A 15,046-nucleotide genomic window follows, 5' to 3' on the forward strand; every position below is an offset into this window, starting at 1 on the left:
TACGGGGCATTGTAAATTTTGGGGGGCGTGTTTAAGAGGCACCCGGTGCTGGGGCATATGTTATCTGTTGGCATAAAACGGCAACGGGGCCCCCCCCCGAGGGGTGGGCCCGTTTCCGTTTCACGTGAAACAGAGTGCGCTGCCTACTGCTCACCGATGAAGGCTTCGAGGTCGCGGAGGATCGCGGCCTTCGGCTTGGCGCCGACGATGGTCTTGGCGACCTCGCCGCCCTGGTAGACGTTGAGCGTCGGGATGGACATCACGCCGTACTTGGCGGCGGTGGCCGGGTTCTCGTCGATGTTGAGCTTGACGATCTCGATCTGGTCCCCGTGCTCGGCCGCGATTGCCTCCAGCGAGGGGGCGATCTGACGGCACGGACCGCACCAAGCGGCCCAGAAGTCCACCAGTACGGGCTTCTTGCTGTTGAGGACTACCTCGTCGAAGGTGTCGTCGGTCACGTTCTTCAGGTCGCCGGCCACGGCGGCCTCCTTAACTTCGCGGGGTGTGGGGTGGGGTGGGTCAGACCGCGGGGGTCTTCTCCGGTTCGGCGGCCTTCTCGTCGGCGAGTGCGGCAAGGAAGCGCTCGGCGTCGAGAGCGGCGGAGCATCCGGTACCGGCGGCCGTGATGGCCTGCCGGTAGGTGTGGTCGACGACGTCTCCGGCGCCGAACACTCCCGACAGGTTGGTGCGCGTCGAGGGCGCTTCGACCTGGAGGTAGCCCTCGTCGTCGAGGTCGAGCTGGCCCTTGAAGAGCTCGGTGCGCGGGTCGTGGCCGACTGCGATGAACAGGCCGGTCACCGGGAGCTCCGAGGTCTCGCCCGTCTTCGTGTTGCGCAGCGTCAGACCGGAGAGCTTCTGCTCGCCGTGGACCGCGGCGACCTCGCTGTCCCAGGCGAACTTGATCTTCGGGTCGGCGAAGGCACGGTCCTGCATGGCCTTGGAGGCACGCAGGGAGTCGCGGCGGTGGACGATCGTGACGGACTTGGCGAAGCGGCTGAGGAAGGTTGCTTCCTCCATCGCCGTGTCGCCGCCGCCCACTACGGCGATGTCCTGGTCCTTGAAGAAGAACCCGTCACAGGTCGCGCACCAGGAGACGCCGCGTCCGGAGAGCGCGTCCTCGTTGGGCAGGCCGAGCTTGCGGTGCTGGGAACCGGTGGTGATGATGACGGCCTTGGCGCGGTGGACCGTGCCCACCGTGTCCGTGACGGTCTTGATGTCGCCGGTCAGGTCGACTGCGACCACGTCATCGGGGATGAGCTCCGCACCGAAGCGCTCGGCCTGGGCGCGCATGTTGTCCATGAGCTCGGGGCCCATGATGCCGTCCTGGAAGCCCGGGAAGTTCTCCACGTCGGTGGTGTTCATCAGAGCACCACCGGCGGTGACGGCGCCCTCGAACACCAGCGGCTTCAGCGACGCGCGAGCCGTGTACAGGGCGGCGGTGTAACCGGCCGGCCCGGAACCGATGATGATCACATTACGGACGTCGCTCACTGGTGTCTTCCTCGTCTCTGCAGACTGCCTACTGCCTACTGGGGCCGGTTCAACGACTCTCACCCCACCCAACGGATCCTACGGGCCTTGCATTCCCGACGTGCCGCGGCATTCGGCGCGGTGTTCAGGAGCGGGCGTAGGAGTCGGTGAGGAGCAACCGTCCCTTTGTCGCAGGCGTGGCGTCGACGCAGGCCGCATCGACGACATACGCCTGCACGCGCGAGGAGTCCGTCGAGTCGGGCAGGACGACGAGGTAGGCGGCCCTTCCCTGGTAGTTGCCTTGTTCCGCGGCCAGGGGCGGAGTGCTACGGCCGGTGCCCTGCTGTACGCAGGGAGGGACGGTCGCGGTGGGTGCGCGCAGGGTGCTCCTGGGCGTGGCGGGGTCCTCGGAAGACACCTCGGGGGTCACCTGTGAGTCGACGGTCGGCTCTCTCTTCTCGCCGCCCGGGACCTCTGAAGGCTTTGCAGCGCTGAGGATGGCGTTGACGCGACCCTCCAGCGTGCTCTCCGAGAAGGTGTGTGCACTGTCCTCGGCTGCGCTGGAACTGCTGTCCGCCATCTTGGAGGCGGAATCCGAACCGTTGGGTGTCTGAACGGACTGCAGCAGGAAGACGCTCACGCCGACGACCGCTGCCCCGAAGGCCGCACCGAGCACTGCCGTGCGGCGCCGACGGCGGCCGGGACGACCACTGGGGCCGGTCGCGCCCCTGGGCCGTCCTGCCGGGCGGTCGGCCGGGGTGGTCTTCGAACCGGTGGTCTCCTCGGCAGCGGGCTCTGTTTCACGTGAAACAGAGTCGGCTTCAACGGGAGCGGTGGAATTCAGGAGTGCTTCGGCGGCGAGCGCGGCATCGATACGGCCGGCGACATCGTCGGGCATCCGCTGGGAGCCGGGCAGGGTCCCGAGAAGGCTGCGGATCTCCTCCAGAGAGGTCTGGACGTCGTCGCAGAGCGCACATCCGTCGATGTGGTCGCGGACGTCCGCCGTGCGGGAGGCGGAGAGAAGTCCCTCAGTGAGATCCGAGATCTCCGAGACGTCCGGGTGCTGATCCATGTCGGCCGTGGAAGTCACGAGCGCCCACCTCCTCCCTTCGCAGCAGCAGGATCGCTTGTCCCTGCATCTCTAGGTCCCGACGCCGGTGGGACGGATGTCCCCTGCGTGCGGTTCCTTCCCACTGTGTGGTCCCCGCTATCCCTGGCATCACCGCGCAGATGGGTGAGCATGGGGACCAGTCTCGCCCGCCCCCGCGCACAGCGGCTTTTCACGGTGCCGGTCGGGACGTCGAGGATGCGCGCGGCCTCGGCGACCGGGTAACCCTGCATGTCGACGAGCACGAGTGCGGCGCGTTGTTCCACGGGCAGTTTGGCCAGGGCGGCGAGGAGCTCGCGGTGCAGATCCTGGCGTTCGGCGGGCGCCTCGGCGGACTCGTGCGGTTCCAGGAGCTGGTCGAGCCGGTCGGCGTCGTCGACCGGGGCTGTCTTGCGAGAGGCGGCCTTGCGCGCACGATCGAGGCAGGCGTTGACGGTGATGCGGTGCAGCCACGTGGTGACCGCGGACTGGCCGCGGAAGGTGTGGGCGGCGCGGAAGGCGGATATCAGCGCGTCCTGGACCGCGTCAGCGGCTTCCTCGCGGTCGCCGAGCGTACGCAGGGCCACGGCCCAGAGCCGGTCACGATGCCGCCGCACGAGCTCGCCGAAGGCGTCCGGATCGCCTGCGACGTGCTGGGCCAGGAGATCCTGGTCGTTCGTGTCGGCGAATCTGGCGTTGTCCAACGGTGAGCCCCCTCCCCTGGTGCAGTCAGTTGGTGATCTTGATGTCCGAGACCTTGCCGCGGAATCGTCCGTCGTCGCCACCCAGCGGCAGATTGGTCAGCCAGACCAGAACGTACCGCGCCTTCACCGGTTCGTCGGGCTTGAGGGACACCTTCGTACCTGATCCGTCGGCGACCTTGGTGAAACCACCGGGAAGCGCGGGCACCGACGAGCTTTCCGTCGTCCGGAGCTCCACGGAGGTGGTGCCGCCGAGGAAGGAGACATCCACGGTCCCGACCTGCTGGACCTTGCCAAGGTCGAGAACGACCCCGGCGCCGTCCTTGAGCCTGCCGAAGTCGGCGGAGGCGTAGCCGTCCGTGTGCCAGAAGGTGGAGGAATCACCGTCGTGCACGTTCTGTATCGTGGCGGGCTTCTCCGAGCCGTCCCCGAGCGGGTCGAAGTCCCGGGCCCCGACGATGGAGACGGGCTTGCCGGCTTCGTTCTCGTTGTTGTTCTTGTCGTCTTCCGGCGTCGTCTGGGTGGTGCCCGGGTCCACGGGGTCCTTGCCCCGGTCGAGGACCGTCTCGGCCAGCTGCCAGCTGCCCAGACCGAGCGCCGCGATCAGAAGGGCGGACACGGCCCATTTCAGAACCCTGCCCGTGCGGCTCTGCAGAGGGGGCGGCGGCGCGGCCATCACGGGCTGGGTCGCCTGGTTCGGACGGGCTGACGGGCGCCCGTACGTGCCCTGCTGGTAGGTCGTGCGCTGGTACTCGGGCGGTGCGGTGAACGTCGGTTCCGGCGGCAGGATGCGCGGCATGGCCGCGACGGCCTTGGCCAGCTCGTCCGGCGTGGTGCAGGGCTGCTCCTGCCTTGAGGCGGTCGCACCGTCGTTGGCGAGCGCCCGCATGGCGATCTCGGAGAGCCCGCGGTGGACACCTGCCCGCACCTGATCGGGGGAGATCAGACCGACGCCCTTGGGAAGCCCCGAAAGTCCGTAGGCGTCGTCCTCGTAGGGCCAGCGATGGGTCAGTGCGGCATAGAGCAGCGCACCGATGGCTTCGGTGTCCGTGCGCAGCGGGCGCTCCGCGGTGATGCCGCGCAGGGCGGCGTTCACGGCGAGGCCGCGAATCCGGTACTGCCCGGTCGAGCTGCGCAGCACCGCACCGGGAGTGAGCCTCAGATGTGCGAGACCCTCACGATGAGCGGCTGCCATCGCCTGCGAGACCTGGCTGACGAGCTGGTAGGCGTCGTGGGCCTCCAGCGGTCCCGAGGCCAGCAGAGCGGTGAGCTCCGTGGCGTCCGGAAGCCATTCATGGACGACGTAGACGAGGTCGTCCTCCTCGACGGCGTCCAGCACCTGTACGAAGCGCGGGTCACCGAGCAGAGCGGAGGACCGGGCGGCGGCCAGCACGGAGCGGGCACGCGGGTGGTCGGCGGGGAGGAGGTGCACCCCGACCGCACGGCGCAGCTTCTCGTCCACGGCGCGCCAGCTGCTGAATCCGTCCAGACGGGTGACGCACTCTTCGAGGCGATAGCGTCCGGCGAGTTTGTGGCCACTGTGCACATCGGGCGCCGGGGGAATGGCGCGTGAGCCGTCCCGCCCGCTGTCCGCACGCTTGGGGCTCACGCCTGCTGTGTCCTGGGGTTCCGCGGTCCCGTCGGTCGTGGCCTCGTCCGCCTTGGCGGTCAGCGGCTCGTTGCCGCCGTTGTCGGCCACGTCGACGGCAGCCGTGCTACGTTCCGCCACCGTCGTTCCTGCCTCCCCATCCGTTGAGCGATGCCAGCCGGCTCTGCACAGTCACGCCAATTGTGCCCACACTCCGGCGCTATGCACGACACGCGGTGTCCGGCGATGGTTGTGCGGCCGGCGTCCCCTTTACCGTCCGAGCCGACCCCGGACCATGCCGACCATGCCGTTGAGTTCTTCGATGCGCATCTTCTTGGCGGCCAGGAAGAAGACTCCCAGCAGCACGATGCTGCCGCAGACCAGCGCGACGAGTGAACCGAGGGCACCCTCGCCGAGGGCGGTCAGGAGAGCGAATCCGATACCGCCGCCGACGATGGCCGCGGGCACCGCGGCCAGGCAGAGGCGGGCGTAGGTGCGCACGATGCGGGCGCCGTCCAGATCGCCGCCCAGCCGGTTGCGCAGTCGGCGCCAGGCGATGCCGACGCCCACGGCGTAGGCCAGCCCGTACGAGGCGGCCATGCCGACGACAGCCCACTGGGCCGGAAGGAGCACGTAGCAGAGGGCGGAGGCGGCTGCGTTGACCGCGGCGACGATGACGGTGTTGTAGAAGGGGGTCCGGGTGTCCTCGTACGCGTAGAAGCCGCGCAGCACGACGTACTGAACGGAGTACGGGATGAGGCCGAGGCCGAACGCCATCAGGATGAAGCCCATGGAACGGGCGGATTCGGTGCCGCTGGACGCGTACAGCAGGGTGCACATGGGCAGGCCGAGCGCCAGGAAGGTGAAGGCGACCGGCACGATGGCCACGGCCGAGTTGCGCAGTCCCTGGGAGATATCGTCGCGGACCGCACCGGGATCGTTGTCGTGGGCGGCCCGGGAGATACGGGGGAGCAGAGCGGCCATGACCGAGACGGTGATGATGGCCTGCGGCATGCCCCAGATCAGCTGGGCGTTCGAGTAGGCGAGGAAGCCGGTCCCGTCCTTGCCGGACGCGGCTTGCGCCGAGGTGGCCAGCTGGGTGACGACCAGTACGCCCGCCTGGTTGGCCAGCACGAACAGGACGGTCCACTTGGCCAGCTTGACCGTCTTTCCGAGCCCGTGGCCCCGCCAGTCGAAGCGCGGACGGAAGCGGAAGCCGGCCTCACGCAGGTACGGCAACATGGCGAGTGCCTGGACGACCAGACCGAGCAGTGTGCCGATCCCGAGGAGCCGGATGCCCTCGTCGGGGATCGTCGTGACGTCCATAGCGGACTCGCCCGAGGTGCCGTAGACCCAGATGAACAGACCGAACGTGAAGATCATGACGACGTTGTTGAGGACCGGGGTCCACATCATCGCGCCGAACTTTCCGCGGGCGTTGAGAATCTGGCCCATCACGACATGGATGCCCATGAAGAAGATGGTCGGCAGGCAGTACCTGGCGAAGGTGACGGCCACGTTGTTGGCGTCAGAGTTCCCCGCGATCGTCTGCGACATCATGCCGATCAGCCAGGGTGCCGCGAACACCGAAACGGCGACGATCACGCCCAGCGCGACCATCACGAGGGTCAGCAACCGGTTCGCGAATGCCTCGCCGCCGTCCTCGTCGTCCTTCATGGAGCGGACGAGCTGGGGGACGAACACCGAGTTCAGTCCGCCACCCACGGTAAGGATGTAGATCATCGTGGGCAGGGTGTACGCGATGGTGAAGACGTCACCGAGCACCGCCGCACCCAGGGCGGCGGTGATCACCAGGCTTCGTACGAAGCCGGTGAGCCGCGACACCAGGGTGCCGGCCGCCATCAGCGCGCTGGACTTCAGTATTCCGGAGGCCCGGCCGCCGGACTTGGGCGGGACGGGAGCCGGGGCCGGTTCGGGCTCCGGCGTACCGGACGGCCTTCCTGAGCCCTCCTGGTCGCGGAAGAGGTGAGCGAACGCGTCCGGTTCCTCGCGGTCGTCGGACGCGCGGGTGACCAGGTCGTCCACTCCGACGAACTGAGTGGTCGCCGCATTGTCACCGTACGGAAGATGGCGGGAGGGGCCGTCCGGCTCGGGGGCCGGGGTCTGGGCCCACAGACGGGGGTCCGGGGCGTACGGCGCCGCCGGCGGCTGCTGGTAGAGGGGCTGCGGCTCCTGGAACGTGCCCGGGGCCGGCGGCGGGTGCGAGGCGCGGTCGTACAGCGCTTCGGTCACCGGGTCCTGGGCCGCGAGGTCCTGAGCCTGGTAGGGATCGTGGTCGTAGGCCTGCTGAAGGTACGGATCGGGGGGCGTCGGGCTCTCGTAGCCGTCCGGAGGGACCGCCGGCCCACCGGGAGACCCACCTCCGCCCGCACCCTGGCCGCGGTCACCGTCGTACGGCGCGTTCATCGAAACCCCACCTCATCGTCCCCGGCCGACCGGCCACGACAGACATCGCTGCTCAACGGTCCACTTTCTCACCCGTTCCTGACGGGTCCCCGCTTTCCGGACCAGTGTCCGGCGTCGGGTCACTCGGCTGCTCGGGTTCGCCGCCGTTGTCCTCCGTTGTGTCGCTTGCGATGGTGCGCTTGCGGTGTGTGTACATCCTGATGCCTGCGAGGACCAGCAACAGCAGTCCGCCCGCGATGACGAGCAGCACGGTCGGCGTGACCTCGGAGATCTTCACCGTGAAGGTCATTTCTTCGCCGTACGGTGTGCCGTCCTCGGTGAACAGTCGAGCGGTGACCTGCACCTGCCCGTTGACATTGGCCGCGGCATCGAATTTCACGGACTGACTGTGACCGCCCGCGATCTTGACGGGCTGCTCCGCCACGGCGCCGCCGTCGTTGAGCTTCAGCCGGGTCGCGTTCTCCGACGTCAGCCGGAGCACCAGGTGGTCGACGCCCTGCACCAGCTTGTTCTGGACCGTGACGGGAATCGTCGCGCTCCGGCCGGACAGGGTGACGTCCGACTTCGCGATGAGCTGGACCTCGCTGGTGAGGCTACGCAGGTATGTGCGTACCGAGTCACGGTACCGCTGCGCCTCCAGGGGCCTGCCGCGCCACGACGTCGACATGGAGCGGTTGATCGCGTTCCCGAAGGGGGTCACCACCCGGTCGGGCTGGGTGAGGATGACCTGGAAGCTGTTGAGCGATTCCTTGGTGGTCCTGATGTCCTGGAACGCCTGGGTGGGGAGTTCCTGGCTGCGCAGCTTCTTCGGGTACTGGGATGACCCGGGCACCTTGGTCGTGGCCTGCGCGTCGGGCTTCTCCTCGGCCGCGGCCGTCAGGTCGATCGGCTGCGTCCAGCGCTCGTCGGTGAGCGCGCGCAGGGAGTCGGCCATCGACTGCGCCTGGGAGGCACTGGGAGTGCGCTGGGGGGCGACGACGATGCTGCGCTGCTTCTTGGGATCCTGCTCCGTGAGCGCCAGCGTCTGCGCCAGGAACCTCTGGACGGCGAGTGTGGAGTCCCCGGCGTGCGACATGTCGCCCTTGAACGCCGTCGAGAGCCGGTGGTCCGCGACGACGGCAGTGGTGCCGCCGCCGATCGGCCGGGCCGCGGTCGGTGTGTAGAGGAGGCTGTCGGATTCCCCGAGGCTGTCGCTGCGGGCGATCACGTTGTGCGCGCCGGCCGAGGTGGCGACGTCGACGATCGACGGATCGACCGCACCCTCCACCGGCCAGGCGAAGTCGGTGGACGGCTTCACGTGGAGGATGGTCTCCACCGTCGTCCCCGCCACTTCGGTGGCGGTCTGAAGGTGGCTGAGGGTGCCCGTGACTGTCTTGCCCCGGTGCGCGATCGACGCCAGATCGGGGTCGGCGAACGGCAGCGCGATCACCTTGCCGTCCTCCACCGCCGCTCCGAGCGCCGTCAGCCACTTCTTGGCGACGTCCTGGTTCGTCCCCGCGACCGTGGTGTCGCCGACCTTGATCCGGTAGTTCTTCGTCATCGCGTCGACCGTGGCGAGCAGATCCGGGTCGATGACCCAGGTCACCGGGAGCTGACGGCCCAGCGAGACCAGCTGTTCCAGCCGCCCGCCCGGAGCGAGCTCGGCCGCGAGGTCGTCGTCGGAGAAGACCGGTGTCTGCTGTTCGTCCGAGCCCGTCTCGGCGCTGACGTGCGCGGAGGCGATGAGCGGCCAGAGGTACGTCAGCTTGGTCTTGCCGTCGCTTTCCTTGGGCTGCCAGGGAAGGAAGGTGCGCTGAAGTCCCAGCACATGGTCATAGCGCGCGCGGGCGGTCTGACCAGAGAGCGAGACTCCGAGCTGGTAGACGCCCGCGTCGTCCAGCGGCAGTTTGTTGACGGGCACGGAGAACTCGAAGTCCTGGCTGATGCCCGACCGCAGATTGGCGGTCTTCAACGTGTACTTGCCGCCGAGCGGAGCCGGATCGACTCCCGGTACGTACCCGGTGCGCTTGGCGGCGTCGTCGATCGCGGTCCTGCCGGACAGCTTCGGTCCCACACGAAGATCGATCTCCGCGTTGGTGATCGTCTCCCTGCCCTTGTTCGTCAGGGTGCCGGAGACGGTGAGTGTGTCGCCTTTCACTGGCGCACTGGGGGCCAGTGTGTCGAGGGACACCGCGACGGTGCCGGCGCCGGTGGGGGCTTTCACGGGCTCCGCGGCCTGCGCCGCAGGCGCTGTGGGACCGCTGAGGAGGCCCGCCAGCAGCGGCGCCCCGATGAGCAAGGAGGCCGTACGCCGCAGCCACCGGCGGGCAGGAGCGGGACTCATCCCCTGAAAGTCTGCCGCCTCGGCCACGCGCCTACCCGTCCCTCGTCGTCGTCACTGCTGTCGATCGTTGTCGGTCCTTGCGTCCCCGCATGGTAACGATGTGCGCCGGAGCTAAGTGCTGGGGACTGCGCCACATGATCGGGAGAGTCTCGCAGGGTCCGAAGAAACGATGACGCCCGGGCCGGTCGGTGCACGTACCCTTTTCTGTTGTGCCGAATGCCAACGAAGACAACGCCAGTGCACTGAGCCAGGTGCAGCACCGCGCAGTCAGTGAACTGCTGCGAGTGTCCCCGGTCGCCGACGACCTCGCCCGCCGATTCCAGGAGGCTGGATTCAGCCTCGCCCTGGTCGGTGGCTCGGTCCGTGACGCGCTGCTCGGCAGGCTTGGGAACGACCTGGACTTCACGACCGACGCCCGCCCCGAGGACGTACTCAAGATCGTCCGGCCGTGGGCGGACTCGGTGTGGGAGGTCGGAATCGCCTTCGGCACCGTCGGGTCCCAGAAGGACGGATACCAGGTCGAGGTCACGACGTACCGGTCGGAGGCGTACGACAGGGCCTCGCGCAAGCCCGAGGTCTCCTACGGCGACTCCATCGAGGAAGACCTCGTACGGCGGGACTTCACGGTCAACGCGATGGCTGTCGCTCTGCCGCAGAAGGAGTTCATCGACCCGCACGACGGCCTGAAGGACCTCGCGGAGCGCGTGCTGCGCACCCCGGGAACCCCGGAGGAGTCCTTCTCCGACGACCCGCTGCGCATGCTGCGTGCGGCGAGGTTCGCCGCACAGTTGGACTTCGAGGTGGCCCCCGACGTCGTCGCGGCGATGACCGACATGTCTGGGCGCATCGAGATCGTCTCGGCCGAGCGGGTCCGCGAAGAGCTCAACAAACTGCTCGTCTCCGCACACCCGCGCAAGGGACTGGGGCTGCTGGTCGACACAGGTCTGGCGGACCACGTGATGCCGGAGCTTCCCGCCCTGCGGCTGGAGAGTGACGAGCATCACCGCCACAAGGACGTCTACGAGCATTCGCTCACCGTCCTTGAGCAGGCCATCGACCTGGAAGAGGACGGGCCCGACCTCGTCCTTAGGCTCGCCGCTCTGCTGCACGACATCGGGAAGCCGCGGACGCGTCGCTTCGAGAAGGACGGCCGGGTCTCCTTCCACCACCACGAGGTGGTCGGCGCGAAGATGACCAAGAAGCGGATGACCGACCTCAAGTACTCCAACGACATGGTCAAGGACGTCTCGAAGCTCGTGGAGCTGCATCTGCGCTTCCACGGCTACGGCGATGGGGAGTGGACCGATTCGGCGGTCCGCAGGTACGTGCGCGACGCCGGTCCCCTCCTGGAGCGTCTGCACAAGCTGACGCGGTCGGACTGCACCACGCGCAACAAGCGCAAGGCGAACGCTCTCTCGCGGACCTATGACGGCCTTGAGGAGCGCATCGCCCAGTTGCAGGAGCAGGAGGAGCTCGATTCGATCCGGCCCGACCTGGACGGCAACGAGATCATGGAGATCCTGGCGGTCGGTCCGGGGCCAGTGATCGGTAAGGCGTACACGTTCCTGCTGGAGCTGCGGCTGGAGAACGGGCCGATGGAGCGCGATGCGGCCATCGCCGCTCTCAAGGAGTGGTGGGCGGCGCAGAGCTAGCCGCTGCCGGTGCCGGTCATGTTTCACGTGAAACATGACCGGCACCGGATGGGTCGAGGGCGCTGTTTCACGTGAAACAGCGCCCTCGGCGTTATTCGGAGCCCCCGACATTCAGCGCCCTCGAACATGGAGCCCCGCGACGCTATGGAGACTCGCTCAGCACTCCCCTGACGTGCCTCCACCGCAACATCGCCACGGCGACGGACGCGTAGAGCACGGCCACCCCGATCACCACGGTGACCGATCGCCCGTCAGCGGGCAGCAGCAGAGCGGACGCCCCCGCCGCGCCGACGAAGCCGACATTGAACAGCACGTCGTAGAGGGAGAAGACCCTGCCGCGGAAGGCGTCGTCCACGGAGGTCTGCACCACCGTGTCCGTGGTGATCTTCGCTCCCTGCGTGACGAGCCCGAGCACGAATGCCGCGATCAGTATCGGTCCGAGCGCGAAGGGCAGCGCCAGCGCCGGCTCCAGGACAGCGGCGGCGCCCGCGCACAGGGCCATCCAGCCGTACCGGCCCAGACGCCCCACGGCCCAGGGAGTCACCACCGCGGCCACGAAGAACCCCGTCGCGGAAGCGCCCAGGGCCAGCCCCAGCAGAGCCAGCCCATCGGACTCGGTGTCGGACCACGCGTACCGGCACAGCATCAGCACCATCACAGTCAGCGCCCCGTAGCAGAAGCGCATCACCGTCATGGCGGCCAGAGCGCGGGCAGCGTCCTTCCGCTCGGCCAGATGGCGCAGCCCGGCGGCGAGGCCGCGGGCGGTGATGACCAGTGCCTCACGGACCCGCAGACGGCTCGCGTCCTCGTCGGGACCGAGCAGCCGCCGGGGCAGGCTCAGGGAAGTCACGGCCGAGATGAGATACAGCGTCGCGCCCAGCAGGACCACCGCGGCATCGGACCCGTCGGCCAGCAGGCGCACGGCGAAGGCGAGGCCGCCGCCCGCAGCCGCTGCCAGCGTGCCGGCCGTCGGTGAGAGGGAGTTGGCGACGACGAGCCGGTCGGCGTCGACAACGCGTGGGAGGGCCGCCGAAAGCCCGGCGAGCACGAAGCGATTGACCGCTGTGACGCAGAGGGCGGAGACGTAGAAGAGCCAGCTGGGTACGGAGCTGAGAATCAGCAAGGCCGTGCAGCAGGCGAGGGCTGCCCGCAGCAGATTCCCGTACAGGAAGACCTGACGGCGTGGCCAGCGGTCCAGGAGGACGCCGGCGAAAGGGCCCACCAGTGAGTACGGCAGCAGCAGCACCGCCATGGCGGAGGCGATGGCGCCGGGCGTCGCCTGGTTCTCCGGGGAGAAGACGACGTGCGTGGCCAGAGCGACCTGATAGACGCCGTCGGCCGACTGGGACAGAAGCCGTACGGCGAGAAGACGACGGAAGTTCCGAAGGCGCAGGAGTACGCGCAGATCACGCACGACAGGCATGTGAGCAAGCGTCACACACGTTGAGGGTCCCTGGGCGGATTGCCCAGGGACCCTCAACGTGTGGATGGGGAGAAGCGGCTACTGCTCATCGCCCCGGTGATGCTGTGCGCCGTGAACGGCTGCTCAGCGCTCGACCTCGCCCGCGATGAACTTCTCGACGTTGGCCGCGGCCTCGTCGTCGAAGTACTGCACCGGCGGGGACTTCATGAAGTACGAGGACGCGGAGAGGATCGGGCCGCCGATGCCGCGGTCCTTGGCGATCTTCGCTGCGCGCACGGCGTCGATGATGACACCCGCGGAGTTCGGGGAGTCCCACACCTCGAGCTTGTACTCAAGGTTCAGCGGAACGTCACCGAAGGCACGGCCCTCGAGGCGCACGTACGCCCACTTGCGGTCGTCCAGCCAGGCCACGTAGTCCGACGGACCGATGTGGACGTTGTCCGCACCCAGCTCGCGGTCGCGGATCTGCGAGGTGACGGCCTGCGTCTTCGAGATCTTCTTGGACTCCAGGCGCTCACGCTCGAGCATGTTCTTGAAGTCCATGTTGCCGCCGACGTTCAGCTGCATGGTGCGGTCCAGGACGACACCGCGGTCCTCGAAGAGCTTCGCCATCACGCGGTGCGTGATGGTGGCGCCGACCTGGGACTTGATGTCGTCGCCGACGATCGGGACACCGGCCTCGGTGAACTTGTCCGCCCACTCCTTGGTGCCGGCGATGAAGACCGGGAGGGCGTTGACGAACGCGACCTTGGCGTCGATGGCGCACTGCGCGTAGAACTTCGCAGCGACCTCGGAACCGACGGGCAGGTAGCAGACGAGGACGTCGACCTGCTTGTCCTTGAGGACCTGGACGATGTCGACCGGGGCCTCGGCCGACTCCTCGATCGTCTCGCGGTAGTACTTGCCCAGACCGTCATGGGTGTGGCCGCGCTGAACGGTCACGCCCGTGTTCGGCACATCGGCGATCTTGATGGTGTTGTTCTCGCTGGCGCCGATGGCGTCCGCGAGGTCGAGGCCGACCTTCTTCGCGTCGACATCGAAGGCGGCGACGAACTCGACATCGCTGACGTGGTACTCGCCGAACTGGACGTGCATCAGACCGGGCACCTTGCCGGCCGGATCGGCGTCCTTGTAGTACTCGACGCCCTGAACCAGCGAGGCGGCGCAGTTGCCCACGCCAACGATTGCTACGCGAACCGAACCCATGCCGATTGCTCCCTGTGTGTTCTCGGTGTTCCCCGTCGGACCTTGCGGACCTGCGGGGGTTTTCACTTGGTGGTGTCGTCGGACGGATCCGGCCGGGTGGAATCCCGGTGCCGGGGCAGGCCGCCCGTCTCTCCTGATGTGTCCTGTTGAGCAGAACCTTCGGTCGAGGACCTTCGCTGATCCCGTCCCGACCGCTCGCTCTCGATGAGCTCGTTCAGCCAGCGCACTTCGCGCTCCACGGACTCCATGCCGTGTCGCTGCAGCTCAAGCGTGTAGTCGTCGAGTCGTTCACGGGTGCGGGCGAACGAGGCGCGCATCTTCTCGAGACGCTCCTCGAGCCTGCTGCGGCGACCCTCCAGCACACGCATCCGCACTTCCCGCTCCGTCTGCCCGAAGAAGGCGAAACGAGCCGCGAAGTGCTCGTCCTCCCAGGCGTCCGGGCCGGTGTGCGAGAGCAGCTCCTCGAAGTGCTCCTTACCTTCTGCCGTCAACCGGTAGACGATCTTGGCCCGGCGTCCTGCGAGTGAAGACGCGGGAGCGACCGCCCGGCCCGTGGTGGGAGGAAGGTCTGCCGGAGCATTTCCCGGTTCTTCGATCAACCAGCCATGGGCGACCAGCGTCTTGAGGCAGGGGTAGAGAGTGCCGTAACTGAAGGCGCGAAAGATCCCCAGCGAGGTGTTGAGGCGCTTGCGCAGCTCGTACCCATGCATCGGGGATTCGCGGAGCAGGCCGAGTACGGCGAATTCGAGGATGCCTGAGCGTCTGCTCACCTTCGCCTGCCCTTCCTTCTCCGTGTGCTCCCGCGGAGCTCTTGAGTGGAACGTATGCCGTGCTGATGTATCGACTCGATACATCAGCACGATAGATTGGTCGGCCCGCTTCGACAAGGGCGACCTTCGTGAGCGGCGTCACATCACCAATTCGTAGGAAGCGACTTGCGTTATTTGGGGTGAAGTTCGGCGCTAGGTGTGTTTTGACCGTGCGTACTCTGGGCGGGATGCAGACCACCGGGAACCGTGTGGCGCTCCCGAGCGTCAGTCTTCGCGGACTGCCGGATGCACTGCGGGTGAGCCCTCCGCAGGGTTTGTCCGTAATTCGGGGGGACCGGATCTCAACTGCCGCTTCCAGGCGCTCTCGCCTGCCCGAGGAGTAGTCGTTCGATGAGCGAG

General features: G+C 67.7%; 11 protein-coding genes. 1 reads left to right on the forward strand and 10 read right to left on the reverse strand.

From position 1 onward, the window contains the following. Positions 1–143: 143 nt before the first annotated feature. The 7 genes from trxA to ACWGO0_RS01780 all read right to left on the reverse strand — a co-directional run bounded on the left by trxA (position 144) and on the right by ACWGO0_RS01780 (position 9,623). The gene (gene trxA, locus ACWGO0_RS01750) at positions 144–479 is read right to left on the reverse strand and encodes a thioredoxin (protein WP_453526417.1); all 336 of its coding nucleotides are present in this window, start codon (positions 477–479) and stop codon (positions 144–146) included. A gap of 40 nt (positions 480–519) precedes the next feature. Beyond that, positions 520–1,491 (reverse strand): thioredoxin-disulfide reductase, encoded by a 972-nt coding sequence (gene trxB, locus ACWGO0_RS01755; protein ID WP_453526420.1) that lies wholly within the window; start codon positions 1,489–1,491, stop codon positions 520–522. Between the two features lie 124 nt (positions 1,492–1,615). Next, positions 1,616–2,560, reverse strand: coding sequence for a hypothetical protein (locus tag ACWGO0_RS01760; protein ID WP_453526422.1), 945 nt, complete (start codon positions 2,558–2,560; stop codon positions 1,616–1,618). Continuing rightward, positions 2,557–3,261 carry an RNA polymerase sigma factor SigM gene (gene sigM / locus ACWGO0_RS01765; protein WP_453526425.1) on the reverse strand — a complete coding sequence of 235 codons (705 nt, stop codon included), beginning with the start codon at positions 3,259–3,261 and terminating at the stop codon, positions 2,557–2,559. Before sigM ends, ACWGO0_RS01760 begins: the two co-directional genes overlap by 4 nt. Positions 3,262–3,286: 25 nt before the next feature. After that, positions 3,287–4,987, reverse strand: coding sequence for a serine/threonine protein kinase (locus ACWGO0_RS01770; protein ID WP_453526428.1), 1,701 nt, complete (start codon positions 4,985–4,987; stop codon positions 3,287–3,289). Positions 4,988–5,116: 129 nt separating this feature from the next. Further along, on the reverse strand, positions 5,117–7,273 hold the full coding sequence (gene murJ, locus ACWGO0_RS01775) for a murein biosynthesis integral membrane protein MurJ (RefSeq protein ID WP_453526431.1): 2,157 nt from the start codon (positions 7,271–7,273) through the stop codon (positions 5,117–5,119). A gap of 52 nt (positions 7,274–7,325) precedes the next feature. Next, the gene (locus ACWGO0_RS01780; RefSeq protein WP_453526434.1) at positions 7,326–9,623 is read right to left on the reverse strand and encodes a DUF6049 family protein; all 2,298 of its coding nucleotides are present in this window, start codon (positions 9,621–9,623) and stop codon (positions 7,326–7,328) included. A gap of 182 nt (positions 9,624–9,805) precedes the next feature. Here ACWGO0_RS01780 and ACWGO0_RS01785 point away from each other — a divergent pair, with 182 nt between their 5' ends. Then, positions 9,806–11,248 carry a CCA tRNA nucleotidyltransferase gene (locus ACWGO0_RS01785; protein ID WP_453526437.1) on the forward strand — a complete coding sequence of 481 codons (1,443 nt, stop codon included), beginning with the start codon at positions 9,806–9,808 and terminating at the stop codon, positions 11,246–11,248. Positions 11,249–11,390: 142 nt separating this feature from the next. Here the strand turns inward: ACWGO0_RS01785 and ACWGO0_RS01790 are convergent, their stop codons facing one another. From ACWGO0_RS01790 to ACWGO0_RS01800, 3 genes are all read right to left on the reverse strand, one after another. Beyond that, entirely contained in the window at positions 11,391–12,671 is a 1,281-nt protein-coding gene (locus ACWGO0_RS01790; protein WP_453526440.1) for an MFS transporter, read from the reverse strand. A 123-nt stretch (positions 12,672–12,794) separates the two neighbouring features. Next, on the reverse strand, positions 12,795–13,877 hold the full coding sequence (locus ACWGO0_RS01795) for an inositol-3-phosphate synthase (protein WP_453526442.1): 1,083 nt from the start codon (positions 13,875–13,877) through the stop codon (positions 12,795–12,797). 62 nt (positions 13,878–13,939) lie between these two features. After that, entirely contained in the window at positions 13,940–14,647 is a 708-nt protein-coding gene (locus tag ACWGO0_RS01800; RefSeq protein WP_453526445.1) for a helix-turn-helix transcriptional regulator, read from the reverse strand. Between the last annotated feature and the right edge of the window lie 399 nt (positions 14,648–15,046).

The sequence above is a fragment of the Streptomyces sp. NPDC055749 genome, assembly GCF_053617235.1.